An 18730-nucleotide genomic window follows, 5' to 3' on the forward strand; every position below is an offset into this window, starting at 1 on the left:
CACGTTCAGCTCAGGACTATGCCACGATAGGTCGAGACTTCGTCGCGGGCTACCTCGATCAAGTCGATCAGGCTCTTGGCTTGGCTGATAACATCCTTGGTGCGCTCGCTCCTGAACTCGGTCAGGATCATGCGAATGCATTTGTCGGCGGTATCGAGCGTCCACAGCGCGCGGGCCATGTCGTCGCGCGAATGGATCGCGGAGATATCGAGGCTAGAGAGCGCTTCGCCGATGCCATTCAATCGCTTGACGGCCATTTCGGCCGGCGTGTTGGCCCGAATAGATTCGTAATCGATGCTGCTGAATGCGCTGAACAGATCCATAACTTCCCCGGAGAACGCAGACGGTCAGGGCGCGCGTGCTATTATGGTTAGTGCTACCTTTCTCGCAATGCGTTGGGCTACGGTCCGGGATACTACCGGACTCGGATTCGACGACGATTTGTCGGGAAATCGGGCCGAAAAAAACCGGTGATCAGCGATGTCTCCCGACAATCGTACCGTTAGACGCGACGAGCATACCTGCCTTGTAGACAGCGCGGCCCTGTGGCACCGCAACCACGGCCTCCGGCACATGCTCCGCGTCCAGCGTCACGAAATCGGCCTTGGCGCCGACGCGCAGGCCATAGCCTTCGAGTCGCAGGGCCTTGGCGCCTGACGCGGTGACGATGTCGAATGCAACCCGCAACTCTTCGTCGATATTGAAGCCGGAGCGATAGCCTAGGGTCGTCGCCCGGCGCAGCATGTCGCCGTCACCATAGGGCCACCAGGAATCGCGGATGTTGTCATTGCCGCTGAACACGGTGACGCCGGCGTTGCGCAGGACCAGGATCGGCGGGAAGGGCCGGGCGCCCGGTGCATTCGTCATGATTGCGACGCCGGAGCGGGCGAGGGTGTCGGCGACAGTTTTGAGCTGCTCCATCGTGATATCGCCAAGTCCGTAAGCGTGACTGATGGCGACATGGCCCTCCATGCCGAGCGCGCGGGTGCGCGCCGCGATCTGTTCGATCTCGAATGCGCCCAGCGTGCCCATGTCGTGCAGATGGATATCGACATCGACGCCGTGCTTGTTGGCGACGCCAAACACGACGTCGAGGTGTTTCTCGACATCGCGATCGAAACTGGCGGGATCGAGCCCGCCGACGAGGTCCGCGCCGAGGCCGATGGCCTCATCGAGTAATTGCGGTGTGCCGGGGCTCGTCAAGATGCCGCTCTGGGGGAAGGCGACGAGCTGAATGTCGATCAGGCCGCGATAGTCCTCGCGCACGCGCAAGATCGTCTCCAGCGACTTCAGGCCGACCGAGCCGTCCACCATGACGTGGCTGCGCATTTGCGTGGTGCCGTGGCCTATGCAGAGATCGAGCTGGTTGCGCGCCCGCACGTCCATCGGTGCAGCTTCGGCCATGTTCTGGGCCTGGAAGGCGACGCGTTCGTGCACGTTGAACCCGTTGGTGCACGGCTTGTGTGGACGCCAGGCGTCGCCGTAGAAGCTGGTGTCGAGATGGATGTGGCCCTCGACGAAGCCGGGAACGACCAGGGCATCGGCGAGGTCGACCGTCTCGATGCCTGTCGGCGCATCGGTCGGCAGGAGCGCGGCGATGCGGCCGTGCTTGACCGCAATATGGTGCCGCGTCCCGCCGTCGAAGCGGGCGTTCAGGAAGATCTTGTCGAAGGCCATCCGGTTGCTCCGTTGGTCGATTGATGTTGCGTGCGCGCTCAGTTTCGCGGGCGAAGCAGCTTGGCTGGCGACCGCTCAAAGGTCTGCCGGCCAGTCTTGAAGCCCATCAGGATATCCGGCAGCTCCGCGACGGCGAAGCGGCTGTCCTTGATGTCGAGCACGACGAGATCGGCGGGCTTGCCGACTGCGATTCCGTAGTCGCTGAGATTCATCAGTCGCGCGGGCAGCTCGGTGACGAGATCCAGACAGGTGTCGAAGTCACCGACGGTGGCGTGGGCGACGTTGGCGTAAAAGTTCGCCATCCGCAGCAGGGAGGCATCGCCGAACGGCGTGAAGGGATTGAGCACGTTGTTGGTGGCGACCGAGCACACGATACCGTCGCCCGCGAGCTTGTGCGCGAGCGTCAACCCGCGCGGCGCGTTGTGGGTGGCCTCGCGTCCCATCAAATAGAGATCGGTCGCCGGCAGCACGGTGACGGCAACGCCGGCCTTCGCCAGTTGCGCGGTGGCAGCCTTCAGCCGTTCCGGCGGCATGGCGGAAAGTTTTGTGGCATGCCCGATCGCGACGCGGCCCCCATAGTTGCGCCGCTCGGTCTGCCTGAGGACCTCGCCGAGATGCGACCAGGACGGATCGAGATCGAAATCGAGATGGAGATCGACGTCGAGGTCGAACTCTTGGGCGAGATCGAAAATGCGTGCGAGATGCGCGTTCGGGTCGGTGTCGGTATAAGGGCAGCCGCCGATCGCATCGGCACCGTCGCGCAATGCCTTAACCAGCAGCTCCTCGGCTCCGGGATCGTTGGTCAGGCCTTCTTGCGGGAAGACGCAGAGGCCAAGATCGATGGCCCAGGCATAATCGCGCTTGAGCGCCTTGATCGCCTCAAAGCTGCGCAGGCCTATGCGCGGGTCAATCTCGACATGGGTGCGCATGCGCGTCGTGCCGTGCACGATGGCGCGCTCGAGCACTTTGGCGCCGCGCGCATAGACGTCGTCGGTGGTGAAATCACGCTTCATCGCCGAGACGGCCCGGATCGCCTCGCCGAGCGTGCCGTGAATGTGGTCGCAGCGCTCGAGGAGGCAAGCCTTGTCGAGATGGATGTGGGTGTCGACGAAGCCGGGCAGGGCCAGCCGTCCCCCGACATCGACCTCGAGGGCCTCGCACGCCAGCCGTGGTTCGATCGCGGCGATATGTCCACCCTTCACGCCGATATCGACGAGCGTCGAGGACGATCGCATCAGGGCATTGCGGAAGATCAGGTCAAAGGCTGTCTGGGCGATCATGGCGGGGAATCTTGAGAGAGAACTTATAGCAATCGGGGAGATGGCAGGCCTGCAGCAATGTAGCGCGGGATATGATCAAAATATATGCGTTCTCCTGGATCTCCTCGCACCTATCAAAGGCGATGATAGCTGATAGACGCGGGCTGATCTGGTGATTGGCGCGCGCCTGGGCTATCAAAATCTCGATTGCGCCCGAGATGGAGGCGCAGCCCCTTTCAGGAGCCCCCGATGCGTCTATCCGCCGTTCTTCTGGCCGTCACATGTCTTGCTGGTACGGCTTCAGCCGAAGATCTCACGGGCACGCTTTTGAAGATCAAGGAGACCAGGAAGATCACGCTGGGCTATCAGGAAGCCTCCGTGCCGTTCAGCTATCTCGACGGCAACCAGAAGCCGATCGGCTTTGCCATGGATATCTGCCTCAAGATCGTGGATGCCGTGAAGAAGCAGCTCGCCATGCCCGACATTGCCGTCGACTACGTCGCCGTGACCTCGTCGAACCGCATCCCGCTGATGGTGAACGGCACGCTCGATTTGCATTGCTCGGCGACCACCAACAACGCCGACCGCCAGAAGCAGGTTGCCTTCACCAACACGCACTTCCTCAGCGCGACGCGATTTGCCGCCAAGAAGGCCGCCAAAATCAACACCATCGACGATCTCAAGGGCAAGGCCGTCACGGCGGTGGGAGGCTCGGTTAACCTCAATCAGCTCGCCAAGGTCAATTCCGAACGCAATCTCGGCATCAAGATCATGCCGGCCGTGGATCAGGCTGAAGCGTTCCTGTTGCTGGAGACCGACCGCGCGCAGGCCTATGCGCTCGACGACGTGCAGCTCGCGGTCGCCATTGCGCGCTCTAAGGAGCCGGCCCAGTTCATGATCAGCGAGGAGACCTTCTCCAAGCCCGAGCCCTACGGGATCATGCTGCGCCGGGACGACGCGCCGTTCAAGGCGCTGGCCGACCGCGCCACGGCCGAGCTCTATGCAAGCCCGGAGATCGAGGTGCTCTACAGGAAGTGGCTGGAATCGCCGACGCCGCCGAACGGTCTCAACTACAATGTTCCAATCTCGGCAGCCTTGCGCAACGCGTTCAAGAACCCGAGCTCGAGCGCGGATCCCGACGTTTACTTGGTGAAGTGAGGCGAGGGGTCGGCCAGCAGCACGGCGTGTCGTCCGGCCGCCAGGCGCCACGGAGGAACTCAGATTGCCGCGAGCTGGTCGCCATTTCGTGATCGGGGTTAGGATTGTGAGCTAATAGTTAGGCTCCTATCTAGTTGACGTGGTCCCCTCGCAGACTCATATCCACGGCGAAATCGGCCGACTCATCGCGCGCCTCGCCCGCCTTTGGCGGCGCGCGTCGGATCAGGCGCTGTTCGACCACAGCCTGTCCTACGCGACTGCAATTCCACTTCTCGTGCTGTCGCGCCAGGGCGAGAGTGTGCGCCAGGGCGTGCTCGCCGACGAACTCGGCATAGAGGGACCGTCGCTGGTCCGGCTGATCGACCTGCTTCAGGCCGAAGGCCTGGTGGAGCGGCGTGAAGACCCGAAGGATCGCCGCGCCAAAACGCTCCATCTGACCAAAGCGGGCGAAGCCAAGGTCGAGGAGACCAACCGCGTGCTGCGGCGGGTGCGGGCAAGCTTGCTCAAAGATATCGCGCCCGAGGAACTTGCGATAACGTTCGCGACCCTTCAGCGCGTCGAACAGCGGGCCAGCCGGTTACAGGACGCCAAGGCCGGGCCGGAGGCGAAGTAACCATGCGCGCAGATGAGCCATTCCTGGTCCGCCAAGCGGACCTGATTTTTGCTTTGAAGACGTTTGCCGCGTCGATGCTGGCACTCGTCATCGCGCTCGCGATGGACCTGCCGCGGCCCTATTGGGCGATGGCGACCGTCTACATCACCTCGCAGCCGCTCGCCGGCGCAACCAGCTCGAAGGCGTTTTTCCGCGTCATGGGTACCCTGGTCGGCGCGATCATGACGGTGGCGCTGGTGCCGAATCTGATCAATGCGCCGGAGCTGTTGTGTCTTGCCATCGCGCTCTGGGTCGGGCTCTGCCTTTATCTGTCGCTGCTCGACGGCACGCCCCGCAGCTATGTCTTCATGCTGGCTGGTTACACGGTGGCGCTGATCGGCTTTCCATCTGTGTCCGAGCCCGGCGCGATCTTCGACACGGCGGTGGCAAGACTCGAGGAGATTTCGCTCGGGATCATCTGCGCCAGCCTGGTCTCGACCATCGTGCTTCCGCGGAGCGTTGCGCCGGCCGTCGCGTCTCGAGTCGATAACTGGCTTTCCGATGCACGCCGCCTCAGTCAACTCGTCCTGCTGCGCGAAGGCAGCGCGGCGACGCGCCGCGGCAAGTGGCTCAAGCTTGCGACCGATATCGTCGAGATCGACACGCTCTCAACCCACCTGGCCTACGATCGCCTGACCGATCGCAACGCGGTGACCGGTCTCGGCGAAGTCAGGCTGCGCATGCTGATGTTGCTGCCCGTGATCGCCTCGCTCGAGGACCGGCTCGCTACCCTTGGTGAGGAGGCGCTGCGGCAGCCGCCAGAGCTGAGGCGGCTGCTGGAAGATCTGGCGCAATGGATCGTCAGCGAGGTCAGCGCGCGGCAGCCGGCCGAACGAGTTCGCGCCATGATCGCCGAGCGGCAAGCCGTACTCGACGACAACGCGTCCTGGGAGCGGATCATCATGACGAGCCTGTTGTTGCGATTGCGCGAACTCGTCGATCTTTCGCGCGATTGCCGCGAACTGACCGAGGCGATTGCCGAGAATCGCAGCGTATCGACCCTCGACCTGGCCTTCCATTCCGAGGCTGGCGCCGCGCCCGTGCGTCACCGGGACCGCGGCCTCGCATTGTGGTCGGCTGCCGGCGCGGCAACGGCCATCCTGATCTGCTGCGGGTTCTGGATCGGAACGGGTTGGCCGGACGGCGCCTCGGCGCCGATGATGGCGGCGGTGGCCTGCTCCTTCTTTGCCGCGCAGGACGAGCCTGCGCGCTTCATCCGCAGTTTCGGCCTGTGGTCGCTGGTCGCCATCGTGGTTGTCGCGGTCTATCTGTTCGCGCTGGTGCCTGCGATCTCGCATCTGGAAGTGCTCGCCCTCGCGCTGGCGCCGACTTTCCTGCTCTATGGCTTCCTGATCGCGCGGCCCGCGACCGCGGGCACCGGCATGGCACTCGCGGCCAACACGGCAACGCTGCTGGCGCTGCAATCCACCTACAGCGCGGATTTCGCCTCCTACGCCAATTCTGCCGTCGCCTTCTTCGTCGGCGTCGTCATCGCCGAACTGGTGACGCGGATCGCGCGCGGAGTAGGGGCCGAGTGGATCGCCAATCGTCTGGTCCTGTCGGGCTGGATCACGATCGCGGTTGCCGCCGAGCGGCGCGGCAAGCGCGACCGCGCGGAGTTCGCGGGCCTCATGCTGCACCGGCTCGGGCTTCTGGTTCAGCGCATCGCCTTCCTCTCGGACAGCGATCGGCGCGACGCCGACAGCCTCGTGCAGCTCCGCATCGGTATCAACATCATCGATTTGCGCCGCGCGCGCTATCGGCTTGCGGTCTCGACCATCTCCGTCATCGACGATATGCTCGACCAGCTTGCCATCGCCTGCCGCAACTATGCGGGCGGTGGAATGCCGCGCGAGCTTCTGACCAGCGTCGACCGGGCGCTGGCGCAGGCCGTGAAGGATACCGATGACAGCGCGCGCGAAGACGCTTTGATCGGCCTTGTCGGCATCAGGCGAGGCCTGTTCCCCGACGCGCCGGCCTACCGGCCGCGCACAGGTGAGAGTGCGGCGGCATGAGATATGTGATCGATATCTACGGCGTGCTCGTGCCGGCGCTCCTGCTCTGGATCATTGTCGCCTATGCCCTGAGCGCGCTTCTCCGCCGCTTCATGCAGCGCTTCGATCTCTACCGCCTGGTCTGGCACCGCGCGCTGTTCGATTTCGCGATTTTCGTCTGCCTTCTCGGCGGCGTCGTCTATCTCTCGGAGTATCTCTCATGAAAGGGAATTTCGCCTGGCTCGGCCGGCTTGCGGTGACCATCATTGCCGTCGTTGCGGCGCTCGCCGTCGGCCGTGAGCTCTGGGTCTATTACATGGAATCGCCCTGGACGCGCGACGGCCGCGTGCGCGCCGACGTGGTGCAGGTTGCGCCCGACGTCTCGGGCTTCGTCACCGACGTGCTGGTCAGGGACAATCAGAAGGTCCGCCGCGGCGACGTGCTGTTCAAGATCGACCGCGAGCGGTTCGCGCTGGCGCTCCGGCAGGCCGATGCTTCGGTCGCAGGGCACCAGGCCACACTCGATCAGGCCAATGCCGATCTGAAGCGCTACAGCGCGCTGACGACGGATGCGGTGTCGCAACAGAAGCAGGAGCAGGTGCTCGCGGCCCAGCTTCAGGCCAAGGCTGCCTTCGATCAGGCCGTTGCCGACCGCGCGCTCGCGCAGCTCAATCTCGATCGCAGCGAGGTTCGCGCCTCCGTGAACGGCGTGATCACCAATATGGATCTACGGCCCGGCGCTTACGTCACCGCCGGGAAAGGTGTGATGGCGCTGGTCGACAGCGACACGCTGCATGTGGAAGGCTATTTCGAGGAGACCAAGCTCGCGCGCATCCGCACCGGCGACAAGGCGCAGGTCCGCCTGATGGGTGAGAAGGGCACGCTGACAGGCCACGTCGAGAGCATCGCCGCCGGCATCGAGGACCGCGACCGTGCCGAGGGCGCGAGCCTGCTCGCCAACGTCAACCCGACCTTCAGCTGGGTGCGGCTGGCCCAACGCGTGCCCGTGCGCATCGCACTCGATAGGGTGCCGGAGGGAATGTCGCTGGTTGCGGGGCGCTCGGCCACCGTGGAGGTATTGGACTAACGCAGCGAGCAGATGATCACGCTTGGCTTGGGGAAAACCGGCAACAAACGTTTCAATGCCAAATCGTAAGGCTAATCCTGACTGATGTGTATGAGTCGGGGGACTCCATGGGCGTTTGGTTTTTAGTCCTAGCAGCCTGCATCGTCGGCGCTTTGCTCCTCTTGGCGTTCTGCCGTTAGGACCGACAGCAGATGCACTTGTTGCTGCGAAGCATCAGCGAGCTGCCGAATAGCGGTCCCAGACCGATGGTTTTTGACTGTGCATGGATGAACGCGTTCACTTCCGGGATCGGAGGCGGACGTGAGCTGGTTGTTTGTGTTTCTCATTGCCGCGAGCGCAGTCGTTCTGATCGCCCATGCGATTGACGCGATGCGTTCTTGAATTTGCCTGACTCGGCTTCGCCGGTAGCTCAGTAAGCGTCTCCTTGATCGATGAGCCGCGCGAAGGTTTGAAGGTCGTGGGCCGACGTCATCCGACGCGATACGACCTGAACTTCTCGCGCAGGGCCGATTTGAGCACCTTTCCGGTGCCGGTCATCGGGAATTCGTCGAGGAATTCGACCGCATCCGGCATCCACCAACTCGCGATCTTGGGACGCATATGGTCGAGCAAAGTCTTGCCGTCGACGGTCGCGCCCTTCTTGCGGACGACGAGAAGGAGAGGGCGTTCCTGCCACTTCTCGTGCGCGATGGCGACCACGGCGGCTTGCAGCACGTCGGGATGGGACAGCGCGATGTCCTCGAGTTGGATCGAGGATATCCATTCACCGCCCGACTTGATCACGTCCTTGGAGCGGTCGTTGAGCGTCACGTGACCATGCTGGTCGATCACGGCCATGTCGCCCGTGATCAGCCAGCCGTCGCGGTCGAGACCTTCGTCCAGCTTCATGTAGCCGGAGGCCACCCAGGGACCGCGGGCGCGCAGATGCCCGACGGTCTTGCCGTCGCGTGGCAACTCGTTGCCGCTGTCGTCAACGATGCGCAAGGCCGTGCCGAAGCAGGCGCGGCCGGAGACCTGACGCCGGTCGAATTTTTCCGTTTCGCTGAGATGCTCGGAGCCTGGCCGCAACCCCGGCATCGAGCAAGCCAGCGCCTCCGTCATCCCCCAGGCCTGGATGTAGTCGATGTTGTACTCGCGCTTGAGCTTCTCGACCATCGCGCGCGGCGGTGCGGAGCCCGACGACAGCGTTGCGCGCAGCGTCGAAAATCTATTGCCGGTGCGGCCGAGCCAGTCGAGCAGGATCAACCAGAAGCTCGGGACGCCCGCCGATAGCGTCACCTTCTCGCCCTCCAGCAGTTCGTAGAGCTTGTCCGGTTCGTAGTTGCGGCCGGGCAGCACCAGTTTGGAGCCGGTATAGGGCGCGGTGAACGGCATGTTCCAGCCATTGCCGTGAAACAGCGGTGCCATCGGCATCATCACCTCACGCACCCCTTCGAGATGCCCGGGGATGAAGTCGGCGCTGCAGGATGTCATGGCCTGGAGGATTGCGGCGCGGTGCGAATAGATCACGCCCTTCGGGTTGCCGGTCGTGCCCGACGTGTAGCAGATGGTGGAGGCGGATTTTTCGTCGAACGACGGCCAGGCGAAACCGGCGTCACACTCCTCCTCCAGGAGTTCCTCGTAGCAAAGCACGTTCGCAAGCTTCGTCTCCGGCATGCGTTCGCGCGACGACATGATCACGTACGCCTCGACCGTCTTCAGTTGCGGCGCGATCGCCTCGACGATCGGCAGAGTGGCACGGTCGATGAAGAGGATGCGGTCTTCGGCGTGGTTGATGATGTAGACGAGTTGCTCGGGGAACAGCCGTGGATTGACGGTGTGCAGCACATAACCCATGCCCGGCGCCGCGCAGAACATCTCGAAATGGCGGTGCGTATTCCAGGCCAGCGTGCCGACGCGGTCGCCTTCGGTCATGCCGAGCCGCTGGAGCGCCAGCGCCATGCGCTTGATGCGTGGATGGGCTTCGGCATAGGTGTAGCGATGGATGTCGCCTTCGATCTCACGTGCGACGATCTCCGCTTCGCCGTGATAGTCGGCGGCATACTGGATCAGGCCGCTGATCAAGAGCGGCATGTCCATCATCAATCCTTGCATCGTCCCCTCCGAAAAGCCGTGCGTGTTAACATCATATCGTCGCATGACGCATTCGCGCTTGCGTGCAGGGTAGCGAAACGCCGCGCGACGTCCACGCAAAAAGCGCCTGATACGATTGCGCGCGCTGCATTTTCAGGGCTAACTGGCAGAGGTTGCCGCTGAAGAACGGCCGCGGTGGAGGAGATCGATGTCAGCGGAAAGACACAAGACCGGTGCAGCCGGCGCGCCTAACATCGACATCGCGGCCTTGCGTGCGCGCTATCGTGACGAGCGCGACATGCGGCTGCGCGCCGAAGGAAAGGCGCAGTATGTCGAGGTGGCCGGTGGATTTGCCCGCTATCTCGACGATCCCTGGGCCGATGCGGGATTTGCGCGCGATCCCGTCAGTGAAGAGACCGAGGTCGTCGTCGTTGGCGGCGGTTTCGGCGGGCTGCTGTGTGGCGCGCGTCTGCGCGCGGCCGGCATCAGCGAATTTCGGATCGTGGAGAAGGCCGCGGATTTCGGTGGGACGTGGTACTGGAATCGCTACCCTGGTGCGGCCTGCGATACCGAGAGCTACATCTATTTGCCGCTGCTGGAAGAGACCGGCTACATGCCGGTGCGCAAATATGCGCGTGCGCCGGAGATCTACGAGCACTCGCGCCGCATCGGCCGTCATTTCGGCCTTTACGAGCGTGCGCTGTTTCAAACCGTCGTCTCGCGCATGGCGTGGCAAGAGCAGGAGGGGCGCTGGCTGGTCGAGACCGATCGGGGCGATTGCATCCGCGCGCGCTTCGTCATTCTCGCCGGCGGACCGCTCAGCCGGCCGAAGCTTCCAGGCATTCCCGGCATCGCGACGTTCAAAGGCCACAGCTTCCATACCAGCCGCTGGGACTACGCCTACACCGGCGGCAGCGCGGAGGGCGGTCTCGACGGCCTTGCCGACAAGCGCGTCGGCATCATCGGCACGGGCGCGACCGCCGTGCAATGCGTGCCATATCTTGGCCGGTCAGCGAAAGAGCTCTACGTGTTTCAGCGGACGCCCTCGGCGATCGGTGTGCGCGACGACCGGCCGACGGACCACGTCTGGGCAGAGAGTCTGAAGCCTGGCTGGCAGCGCGAGCGCATGGACAATTTCACCGCGGTGATCTCGGGCGAGCCGTTCGAGGAGGATCTGGTGCAGGACGGCTGGACCGGTCTGCTCGGCGAAATCCTGCTGGCGCCGCGCCGTCAGCCCCAGCCGGTGGCCTCGATGGAGGAGGCGCTGAAGGTGATCGAGCAGGCCGACTATCGCAAGATGGAGGAGATCCGGGCCCGCGTCGACGCCGTGGTCAAGAATGAGGCGACGGCAGCGGCGTTAAAGCCCTGGTACAAGGCGTTCTGCAAGCGGCCTTGCTTCCACGACGAATATCTCGACACCTTCAATCGTCCCAATGTGCATCTGGTCGATACCAGGGGCAGGGGCGTCGAGCGCATCACGGAGAATGCGGTCGTCGTCGACGGCAAGGCTTACGAGCTCGATTGCCTGATCTATGCCAGCGGTTTCGAGGTTGGCACCGATTATGCGCGCCGTATGGGCTTTGAGATCTACGGCCGCGACGGCATGAGCCTGTCCGGGCGCTGGCGCGATGGCGTCAAGACCATGCACGGCTTCTACAGCCGCGGCTTCCCGAACTGCTTCCTGATCGTAACGGTGCAGGCCGGCCAGAGCGCCAATTTTCCGCACATCATCGACGAGCAGTCGCAGCACATCGCCTATGTGATCGCAGAGGCGCGCAAGCGAGGCGTCAGAACATTGGAGCCGACGCTCGCTGCCGAGAACGCCTGGGTCGACGAGGTCGTCAAGGCCGCGGTCGGACGCCAGGCCTATCTCGCCGAATGCACGCCCGGCTACTACAACAATGAAGGCGTGTTCGATCCGATCGCGGCACGCAACAGCCAGTATTGGCGCGGACCAATGGCGTTCCTGCGATTGCTCGCTAAATGGCGAAAGGAGGGCGGCTTGGATGGTTTGGAATTGACCTACGTGCGGGACGTGGCCGACGGTTCCCCGGTTCCGGCATGAGCGATACGATCCCGGCTCCATCAGGTGCGTCGCGGCTCTATGTCATCGTCGGCGATCCAATCGCGCAAGTGCGTTCGCCCGCCGGCGTTTCCACGGAGTTCGCTGCGCGCGGCCATGACGGGATCCTCGTTCCGGTTCAGGTTGCGACCGCCGATCTGCCCAATTTCCTTTCTGTGGCGGCGCGGCTGAAGAATCTCGACGGGATCGTCGTGACCATCCCGCACAAATTCGTCTGCTATCAGGCCTGTGCCAGCGCGACCGATCGGGCGCACCTCCTGCGCACCGTTAATCTGATGCGCCGGCGGGCTGACGGTTCGTGGCATGGCGACATGGTGGACGGCCTCGGCTTCGTCGGAGCGGCGCGCGAGAAGGGGATCGATCCCCGCGGCATGCGAGCGCTGCTGATTGGTGCCGGTGGCGCGGGTTCGGCGATCGGGCTTGCCTTGGTCGAGGCCGGTGTGAATGAACTCGCGATTCACGACAGCGCGTCCGAGCGCCGCGACGCGCTGATCGACCGCCTCAACGGGCTCGGCAAGGTGCCCGTGCGCGCCGGCACGATCGACCCCGCAGGTTTCGATTTCGTCGCCAATGCCACACCCGCCGGGATGGTGGACGGCGATCCGCTGCCCGTCGACGTCACGCGGCTGGCGCCGTCGGCGTATTGCGGCTGCGTCATCACCAAGCCGGAAATTCCGCCGTTCATCGCGGAAGCCCGCAAGCTCGGTTGCGTCACCGCGACCGGCACCGACATGTACCGGCAGCACCAGAGCATCATGGTGGATTTCCTGCTCGGGACCGACGGCGGACGATAGGCCTTCGAATGATGTCAAGCGCATTGCCTGCATTGATTGCACTGGCCTGAGCGTGCAGCGCTGACGTAGGATCATGCCGGCGCGCGAGCCGGTCGCGCGATGGAGAGAAGGGAACGCAGGAATGACCGAGGGCAAGACCGTTGCGACGGCGATGATCGGCGCGGCCGCGCTACTGTTGTCCCTCACCCCCGCCGCTCATGCCGCGCAGTGCGGCAATGGGCCCGGCGGCTTTGAGGCCTGGAAGCGCGAGTTCAGCGCGGAGGCGCAGGGCAAGGGCATCGGCCAAGCCGCGATCTCGGCCCTGATGCAGACCAATTACGCCAGCGCCACCATCAATGCTGATCGCAGTCAGCATAGCTTTTCGCTGTCCCTCGAGCAGTTCCTCGCCAAGCGTGGCGCCACCACCATTGTGGCGCGCGGCCGATCTCTGAAACAGTCGCAGGCGACCATGTTCGCCTCGATCGAGCAGCGCTACGGCGTGCCGCCGGGGCCATTGATCGCAATCTGGGGCATGGAGACCGGTTTCGGCAGCCAGCGTGGCAATCAGAACATGCTCTCGTCGATCGCGACGCTGGCCTATGACTGCCGCCGCCCGGAGTTCTTCACCGAGCAGCTTTATGCGGCATTGAAGCTGGTCGACCGCGGCGTGCTGTCGGGATCGACCCGCGGCTCCATGCATGGCGAGGTCGGCCAGACCCAGTTCATGCCTAAGAACATCCTGGCCTACGGCACCGGCAATCTCGATGTCGCGGCCAACGCGCTGAGCTCGACCGCGAACTTCCTGAAAGCCAATGGCTGGCGTGCGGGAGCCGGTTACCAGCCGGGCGAGCCGAATTTCGCCGCCATCCAGGCCTGGAATGCGGCAGGCGTCTACCAGAAGGCCATCGCGCTGATGGGCCGGCAGATCGATGGGGGCGGTGGGGCGGCGGCGGTACGCTGAGGCGCTCCGCAAGGCGTGACCGCGCCTATCCGAGAAAGTTGTTGCTTTCGGGAACTGACGGCACGAGGTTTGCTTTGATCGAGTTCGGGGCTGGGCATGAGGAGACTCAACATGGCTACCCAGATCGTGATGGACCAGACCGGCGATACACGCCACGAGTTTGATCCCCAGAATGCCGAGGCGTTGGCGCAGGCCGAACAACGCTTTCGGGAGTTGACCGGCGCGGGCTTTACCGCCGCATACCGGACCGGACCCGGCGAAGTCACGCGTATCAAATCGTTCGATCCGACCGCGCAGGAAACGCTGTTCTACCCCCGCCTGGTCGGCGGTTGATCTGAACGGCCAATGATCGCGGTCTTCAGGTTTCGCGCGCCCGCGCGGGCGCGTCTGCATGCGCTCCGCGAGCTCTATCGGCGCTTCTTCGGCGAGAATACGCCCGAGGCGCGCGGGCGCCGGCTGTTGTCTGAATGGCTATCGGCAGAGCAGCGCGCACAGTTCGAGCAGCACCGGCATTTTGACGTCATCGGCTGCGACACCGGCAAGCGCTATCGCATTCATTACGGCACTGCCGCCAATGTCCACGAGATCGACGAGGCCGGCAATGCAACGATGGGGTGGTGCTTCGTCCCCTCAGGCTTCCTGGTGCCCGGCGACGTCATGCTGGCGCAGAAGATTGCGCTCGAGACAGACGAGAAAGGAGCGTTGGCACTCGCAAACCGGTTTCCGCCGGCAACGCACTCAGAACATTTTTACCGCAGGCCGTTCTAGCCTCGCGGGCGCCGATCAGGAGTGCGTTGTACGATAGGCGTCCAGTGCATGCGCGGCAAAGACACCGATGCTGCAAAGCGCGAGGAGGGCTGAGATCAGCGCGATCATGTCTCGTCCTCCCCAAGCGGCTGGGGGACGAGGTGCTGGCAGCAGGCATAGTCATAGATCAGGTCGAGGATGAATTGCATGACGCACGTCCCTGTTTGGTTTTGACAACCAGATAACCGGCTAACTGTTTCAGGCGTGTTTCGTCGATCTGGGAAAGGGGTTTCGCGGGGAACCCTGGGCCTAGCCTGCGGGCGGCCAAACCGCTAAATCCCATGCCAATCCACGTCGGCCGCAAGCGATGGCGTGTGGCGAGTCCCATTTCGAGGCAAAATCATGGCCCAGGTTGCCTGGTTCGACGATCTCACCGTCGGCATGCGTTTCAGATCCCCCGAAGTCGAAATCTCCGAAGCCGACATCAAGCGGTTTGCCGCAGAGTTCGACCCCCAACCGATGCATCTGGATCACGAAGCAGCCAAGGAAACCTTGTTCAAGGGCTTGGCCGCATCGGGCTGGCACACCGCGGCGATCGCCATGAACCTTGCGATCAAGACCCGTCCATTCGGGCCGCACCCGCTGATTGGCGCCGGCGTCGACGGGCTGCGCTGGACCATTCCGGTGAGGCCGAATGACCGACTGCATCTGGTCGGCGAGGTCATGAGCCTGACGCCATCGAAGTCAAAGCCGCAGGGCATCGCACTGGTGAAATGGACGATGTTCAATCAGAACGGCGAGGAGGTTTACACCTTCACGCCGATCGCGATCGTCCCGCGACGCGTCTAGACGTTCTCGCCATCCGCCGTTCCGTTATCGCGTTTCCGCGGGGGGCAATGAGACTGTCTTTCGCAAGACCGCGCTCGTTCTGTTGCTGGCGCCAGGAAGCTCCCTGATCTAGTGCCCGGGATTGGCGATGGAGCCCTGGACCGGAGCTGCGCTGATGTCGCTGCCGTGATGCACCAGCGGCTTCATGCCGGTGATGGTCCGCAGCAGCACATAGAACACCGGCGTCAGGAACAGGCCGAACACGGTGACGCCGATCATGCCGGAGAATACGGCAACGCCCATCGCGCGGCGCATCTCCGAGCCGGCGCCGGTGGAGAGCACCAGCGGCAGCACGCCCATGATGAACGCCATCGACGTCATCAGGATCGGGCGCAAGCGCAGCCGGCTCGCCTCGATCGCGGCGCGGATCGGCGTGCGGCCTGCGAATTCGAGCTCGCGCGCGAATTCGACGATCAGGATCGCGTTTTTGGCGGAGAGGCCGACGAGCACGATCAGGCCGATCTGGGTAAAGACGTTGTTGTCGCCCTTCGAGAGCCAGACGCCGAACATCGCCGCCAGCAAGCCCATCGGCACGATCATGACGATCGACAGCGGAAGGGTGAGGCTCTCGTAGAGCGCCGCCAGCACGAGGAACACCAGCAGGATCGCCAGCGGGAACACCCACAGGCCGGAATTGCCGGCGATGAACTCCTGATAGGTCAAGTCGGTCCATTCGAATGCGAAGCCGGGCGGCAGCACTTCCGCCGCGATCCGGGTCGCCGCCTCCTGTGCCTGGCCCGACGAGAAGCCGGGCGCTGCCGCCGCATTGATGTCGGAGGACAGAAAGCCGTTGTAGCGGATCGCTCGCTCAGGTCCCGCGCTCTGGCGGATCTTGAGTAGCGCCGACAACGGCACCATGTCGCCGGAGGACGAGCGCACCTTCAACTGCCTGATGTCGTCCGCACGCGCGCGGAACGGAGCATCGGCCTGGACATAGACTGAATAGGTGCGGCCAAACTTGTTGAAGTCGTTGACGTAGTATGAGCCCAGATAGATTTGCAGGGTGTTGAACACCTCCGTCACGGGCACGCCAAGTTGCAGCGCCTTGGTGCGGTCGATGTCGGCGAACAGCTGCGGCACGTTGACCTGGAAGCTCGAGAACACGCCGGCGATCTCCGGCGCCTTCTGCATCGCCGCCATGAACGCCTTGGTCGCCTCGTTCAGCGCCTCATAGCCGAGACCGGCGCGGTCCTCGATCTGGAGCTTGAAGCCGCCGATGGTGCCGAGGCCGTTGACCGGCGGCGGAGGGAACATGGCGATGAAGGCTTCCTGGATCCCCGCATATTTCTTGTTCAGCTCGGCCGCGATCGCGGCGCCGCTGAGCGACGGGTCCTTGCGTTCGTCGAACGGTTTCAGCGTCGAGAACACGATGCCGGCGTTGGAGGAATTGGTGAAGCCGGAGATCGACAGGCCGGGGAAAGCCACGGAGCTCTCGACGCCGGGCTGGGTCAGCGCGATATCGCTCATCTTGCGGATCACCTCCTCGGTACGATCGAGTGTCGCGCCATCGGGCAGGCGGGCGAAGCCGACCAGGTACTGCTTGTCCTGGCCCGGCACGAAGCCGCCCGGCACCTGCTGGAACAGGAAGGCGGTGAGGCCGACCAGCACCACGTAGAGACCCATCACGGCGGCCTTGCCCGAGATGACCTTGGTGACGGTGCCGCTGTAGCTGTTCGAGGAGTAGGTGAAGGCACGGTTGAAGTGGCGGAAGAACCAGCCGAGGCCACTTTCCATGATCAGCGTCAGCCGGTCCTTCGGCTCGTTATGCCCTTTGAGCAGCAGGGCCGACAGGGCGGGCGACAGTGTCAGCGAGTTCACAGCCGAGATCACCGTCGAGATCGCGATGGTCAGCGCGAACTGCTTGTAGAACTGTCCGGTGAGGCCGGAGATGAAGGCGAGCGGAACGAACACCGCGATCAGCACCATCGCGATCGCGATGATCGGCCCCGACACCTCGCGCATGGCCTGATAGGTGGCATCGCGCGGCGACAAGCCGCCCTCGATATTGCGCTCGACGTTCTCGACCACGACGATGGCGTCGTCAACGACGATACCGATGGCGAGCACGAGGCCGAACAGGCTGAGCGCGTTGATGGAGAAGCCGAATACGTGCATGATCGCGAACGTGCCGACGATCGAGACCGGCACTGCCAAGAGCGGAATGATCGAGGCGCGCCAGGTCTGCAGGAACAGGATCACCACCAGCACCACCAGCGCGATCGCCTCCAGCAATGTGTGGATGACGGCCTCGATCGAGGAGCGCACGAACTGAGTGGGGTCGTAGACGATCTGGTAGGACACGCCTTCCGGCATGTTCTTCTTGATCTCGGCCATAGTGGCGCGGACGTGATCGGAAATCTCGAGCGCGTTGGAGCCGGGCGCCTGGAAGATCGGGATCGCCACCGCCTGCTTGTTGTCGAGCAGCGAGCGCAATCCGTATTCGGATGCGCCAAGCTCGATGCGGGCGACGTCGCGCAGCCGCACGACTTCGCCTCGCGTGCCGGTCTTGACCACGATATCGCCGAACTGTTCCTCGTTGGCGAGACGTCCCTCGGCATTGACCGACAGTTGCAGGTCGATGCCCTTGACGTTCGGGGAGGAGCCGACGACGCCTGCGGCGGCCTCGACGTTCTGCGCCTGGATCGCCTTGACGATGTCGCTTGCGGTCAGGCCATGCTCGGCCGCCTTCTGCGGATCGACCCAGACCCGCATCGAATAGTCGCCGGCACCGTAGAGCTGAACGTCGCCGACTCCGTCGATCCGCGCCAGCCGGTCCTTGACGTTGAGCACGGCGTAGTTGCGCAAATACGTCATGTCGTAGCGGTTGTTCGGCGACAGCAGATGCACGACCATGGTGAGGTCGGGCGAGGACTTCTTGGTGATGATGCCGAGCTGACGCACCACGGCCGGCAGGCGCGGCTCGGCCTGCTGCACCCGGTTCTGCACCAGCTGCGTCGCCTTGTCCGGGTCGGTGCCGAGGCGGAACGTCACCGTCAGCGTCATCGCGCCGTCCGTAGTCGCCTGGCTCGACATGTAGAGCATGCCTTCGACGCCGTTGATCTGCTCCTCGATCGGCGTCGCCACCGTCTCCGCGATCACCTTGGGATTGGCGCCGGGATAGGTTGCGCGCACCAGCACCGAGGGTGGCACCACATCGGGGTATTCCGAGATCGGCATCGCGAACAGCGAGATCAGCCCTGCGAGGAAAATCAGGACCGACAGCACGCCGGCGAAAATCGGACGATCAATGAAGAATTTTGAGAGATTCATGGCTTTGCCCCTGCATCAGAGACAACTCTCCCGTCATTCCGGGGCGGGGGCACAGCCCGCGAACCCGGAATCCAGAAGTTATGTCTTGGTCGTTTTAGGACGTTGAGA

Annotated in this window: 16 protein-coding genes; 11 read left to right on the forward strand and 5 right to left on the reverse strand. The window is 63.6% G+C overall.

Annotated elements, in window-relative coordinates:
* Positions 1-5 precede the first annotated feature (5 nt).
* From XH88_RS02970 to XH88_RS02980, 3 genes are all read right to left on the reverse strand, one after another.
* Positions 6-317 (reverse strand): hypothetical protein, encoded by a 312-nt coding sequence (locus tag XH88_RS02970; protein ID WP_271614346.1) that lies wholly within the window; start codon positions 315-317, stop codon positions 6-8.
* A gap of 157 nt (positions 318-474) precedes the next feature.
* Entirely contained in the window at positions 475-1677 is a 1203-nt protein-coding gene (locus XH88_RS02975; protein WP_271613923.1) for an amidohydrolase family protein, read from the reverse strand.
* A gap of 38 nt (positions 1678-1715) precedes the next feature.
* Entirely contained in the window at positions 1716-2957 is a 1242-nt protein-coding gene (locus tag XH88_RS02980) for an amidohydrolase family protein (protein WP_271613924.1), read from the reverse strand.
* A 228-nt stretch (positions 2958-3185) separates the two neighbouring features.
* Between XH88_RS02980 and XH88_RS02985 the strand changes: the two genes are divergently transcribed.
* The 5 genes from XH88_RS02985 (at position 3186) to XH88_RS03005 (ending at position 7827) form a co-directional block, all read left to right on the forward strand.
* Positions 3186-4094: an amino acid ABC transporter substrate-binding protein gene (locus XH88_RS02985; protein WP_271613925.1), complete on the forward strand. Its 909-nt coding sequence runs from the start codon at positions 3186-3188 to the stop codon at positions 4092-4094.
* 139 nt (positions 4095-4233) lie between these two features.
* Positions 4234-4707, forward strand: coding sequence for a MarR family winged helix-turn-helix transcriptional regulator (locus XH88_RS02990; RefSeq protein ID WP_271613926.1), 474 nt, complete (start codon positions 4234-4236; stop codon positions 4705-4707).
* A gap of 2 nt (positions 4708-4709) precedes the next feature.
* Positions 4710-6761: an FUSC family protein gene (locus XH88_RS02995; protein ID WP_271613927.1), complete on the forward strand. Its 2052-nt coding sequence runs from the start codon at positions 4710-4712 to the stop codon at positions 6759-6761.
* Positions 6758-6964, forward strand: a complete 207-nt coding sequence (locus XH88_RS03000) for a DUF1656 domain-containing protein (protein WP_271613928.1) — start codon at positions 6758-6760, stop codon at positions 6962-6964. Before XH88_RS02995 ends, XH88_RS03000 begins: the two co-directional genes overlap by 4 nt.
* The gene (locus XH88_RS03005; protein ID WP_271613929.1) at positions 6961-7827 is read left to right on the forward strand and encodes an efflux RND transporter periplasmic adaptor subunit; all 867 of its coding nucleotides are present in this window, start codon (positions 6961-6963) and stop codon (positions 7825-7827) included. Before XH88_RS03000 ends, XH88_RS03005 begins: the two co-directional genes overlap by 4 nt.
* 468 nt (positions 7828-8295) lie before the next feature.
* Here the strand turns inward: XH88_RS03005 and XH88_RS03010 are convergent, their stop codons facing one another.
* Positions 8296-9921: a long-chain fatty acid--CoA ligase gene (locus XH88_RS03010; protein WP_271613930.1), complete on the reverse strand. Its 1626-nt coding sequence runs from the start codon at positions 9919-9921 to the stop codon at positions 8296-8298.
* Positions 9922-10108: 187 nt separating this feature from the next.
* Between XH88_RS03010 and XH88_RS03015 the strand changes: the two genes are divergently transcribed.
* The 6 genes from XH88_RS03015 (at position 10109) to XH88_RS03040 (ending at position 15313) form a co-directional block, all read left to right on the forward strand.
* A complete protein-coding gene (locus XH88_RS03015) occupies positions 10109-11965 on the forward strand; it encodes a flavin-containing monooxygenase (protein WP_271613931.1) in 1857 nt (618 codons plus the stop codon).
* A complete protein-coding gene (locus XH88_RS03020; RefSeq protein ID WP_271613932.1) occupies positions 11962-12777 on the forward strand; it encodes a shikimate dehydrogenase family protein in 816 nt (271 codons plus the stop codon). Before XH88_RS03015 ends, XH88_RS03020 begins: the two co-directional genes overlap by 4 nt.
* A 121-nt stretch (positions 12778-12898) precedes the next feature.
* Positions 12899-13717: a lytic murein transglycosylase gene (locus XH88_RS03025; RefSeq protein WP_271613933.1), complete on the forward strand. Its 819-nt coding sequence runs from the start codon at positions 12899-12901 to the stop codon at positions 13715-13717.
* A 111-nt stretch (positions 13718-13828) separates the two neighbouring features.
* Positions 13829-14050, forward strand: a complete 222-nt coding sequence (locus XH88_RS03030) for a hypothetical protein (protein WP_271613934.1) — start codon at positions 13829-13831, stop codon at positions 14048-14050.
* 12 nt (positions 14051-14062) lie between these two features.
* On the forward strand, positions 14063-14485 hold the full coding sequence (locus XH88_RS03035; protein WP_271613935.1) for a hypothetical protein: 423 nt from the start codon (positions 14063-14065) through the stop codon (positions 14483-14485).
* 381 nt (positions 14486-14866) lie between these two features.
* Positions 14867-15313, forward strand: a complete 447-nt coding sequence (locus XH88_RS03040) for a MaoC family dehydratase (protein ID WP_271613936.1) — start codon at positions 14867-14869, stop codon at positions 15311-15313.
* A gap of 108 nt (positions 15314-15421) precedes the next feature.
* On the opposite strand, the gene XH88_RS03045 is transcribed toward XH88_RS03040, so the two are convergent.
* Positions 15422-18622: an efflux RND transporter permease subunit gene (locus XH88_RS03045; RefSeq protein WP_271613937.1), complete on the reverse strand. Its 3201-nt coding sequence runs from the start codon at positions 18620-18622 to the stop codon at positions 15422-15424.
* Between the last annotated feature and the right edge of the window lie 108 nt (positions 18623-18730).

The sequence above is a fragment of the Bradyrhizobium sp. CCBAU 51627 genome (assembly GCF_028128765.1).
Classification (GTDB): domain Bacteria; phylum Pseudomonadota; class Alphaproteobacteria; order Rhizobiales; family Xanthobacteraceae; genus Bradyrhizobium.

Bases quoted from the DNA above. Each gene is read 5' to 3' on its own strand.
- XH88_RS02975 (WP_271613923.1), bottom strand. From the start codon at position 1,677: ATGGCCTTCGACAAGATCTTCCTGAACGCCCGCTTCGACGGCGGGACG.
- XH88_RS02980 (WP_271613924.1), bottom strand. From the start codon at position 2,957: ATGATCGCCCAGACAGCCTTTGACCTGATCTTCCGCAATGCCCTGATG.
- XH88_RS02985 (WP_271613925.1), top strand. From the start codon at position 3,186: ATGCGTCTATCCGCCGTTCTTCTGGCCGTCACATGTCTTGCTGGTACG.
- XH88_RS02995 (WP_271613927.1), top strand. From the start codon at position 4,710: ATGCGCGCAGATGAGCCATTCCTGGTCCGCCAAGCGGACCTGATTTTT.
- XH88_RS03000 (WP_271613928.1), top strand. From the start codon at position 6,758: ATGAGATATGTGATCGATATCTACGGCGTGCTCGTGCCGGCGCTCCTG.
- XH88_RS03005 (WP_271613929.1), top strand. From the start codon at position 6,961: ATGAAAGGGAATTTCGCCTGGCTCGGCCGGCTTGCGGTGACCATCATT.
- XH88_RS03010 (WP_271613930.1), bottom strand. From the start codon at position 9,921: ATGCAAGGATTGATGATGGACATGCCGCTCTTGATCAGCGGCCTGATC.
- XH88_RS03015 (WP_271613931.1), top strand. From the start codon at position 10,109: ATGTCAGCGGAAAGACACAAGACCGGTGCAGCCGGCGCGCCTAACATC.
- XH88_RS03020 (WP_271613932.1), top strand. From the start codon at position 11,962: ATGAGCGATACGATCCCGGCTCCATCAGGTGCGTCGCGGCTCTATGTC.
- XH88_RS03025 (WP_271613933.1), top strand. From the start codon at position 12,899: ATGACCGAGGGCAAGACCGTTGCGACGGCGATGATCGGCGCGGCCGCG.
- XH88_RS03030 (WP_271613934.1), top strand. From the start codon at position 13,829: ATGGCTACCCAGATCGTGATGGACCAGACCGGCGATACACGCCACGAG.
- XH88_RS03035 (WP_271613935.1), top strand. From the start codon at position 14,063: ATGATCGCGGTCTTCAGGTTTCGCGCGCCCGCGCGGGCGCGTCTGCAT.
- XH88_RS03040 (WP_271613936.1), top strand. From the start codon at position 14,867: ATGGCCCAGGTTGCCTGGTTCGACGATCTCACCGTCGGCATGCGTTTC.
- XH88_RS03045 (WP_271613937.1), bottom strand. From the start codon at position 18,622: ATGAATCTCTCAAAATTCTTCATTGATCGTCCGATTTTCGCCGGCGTG.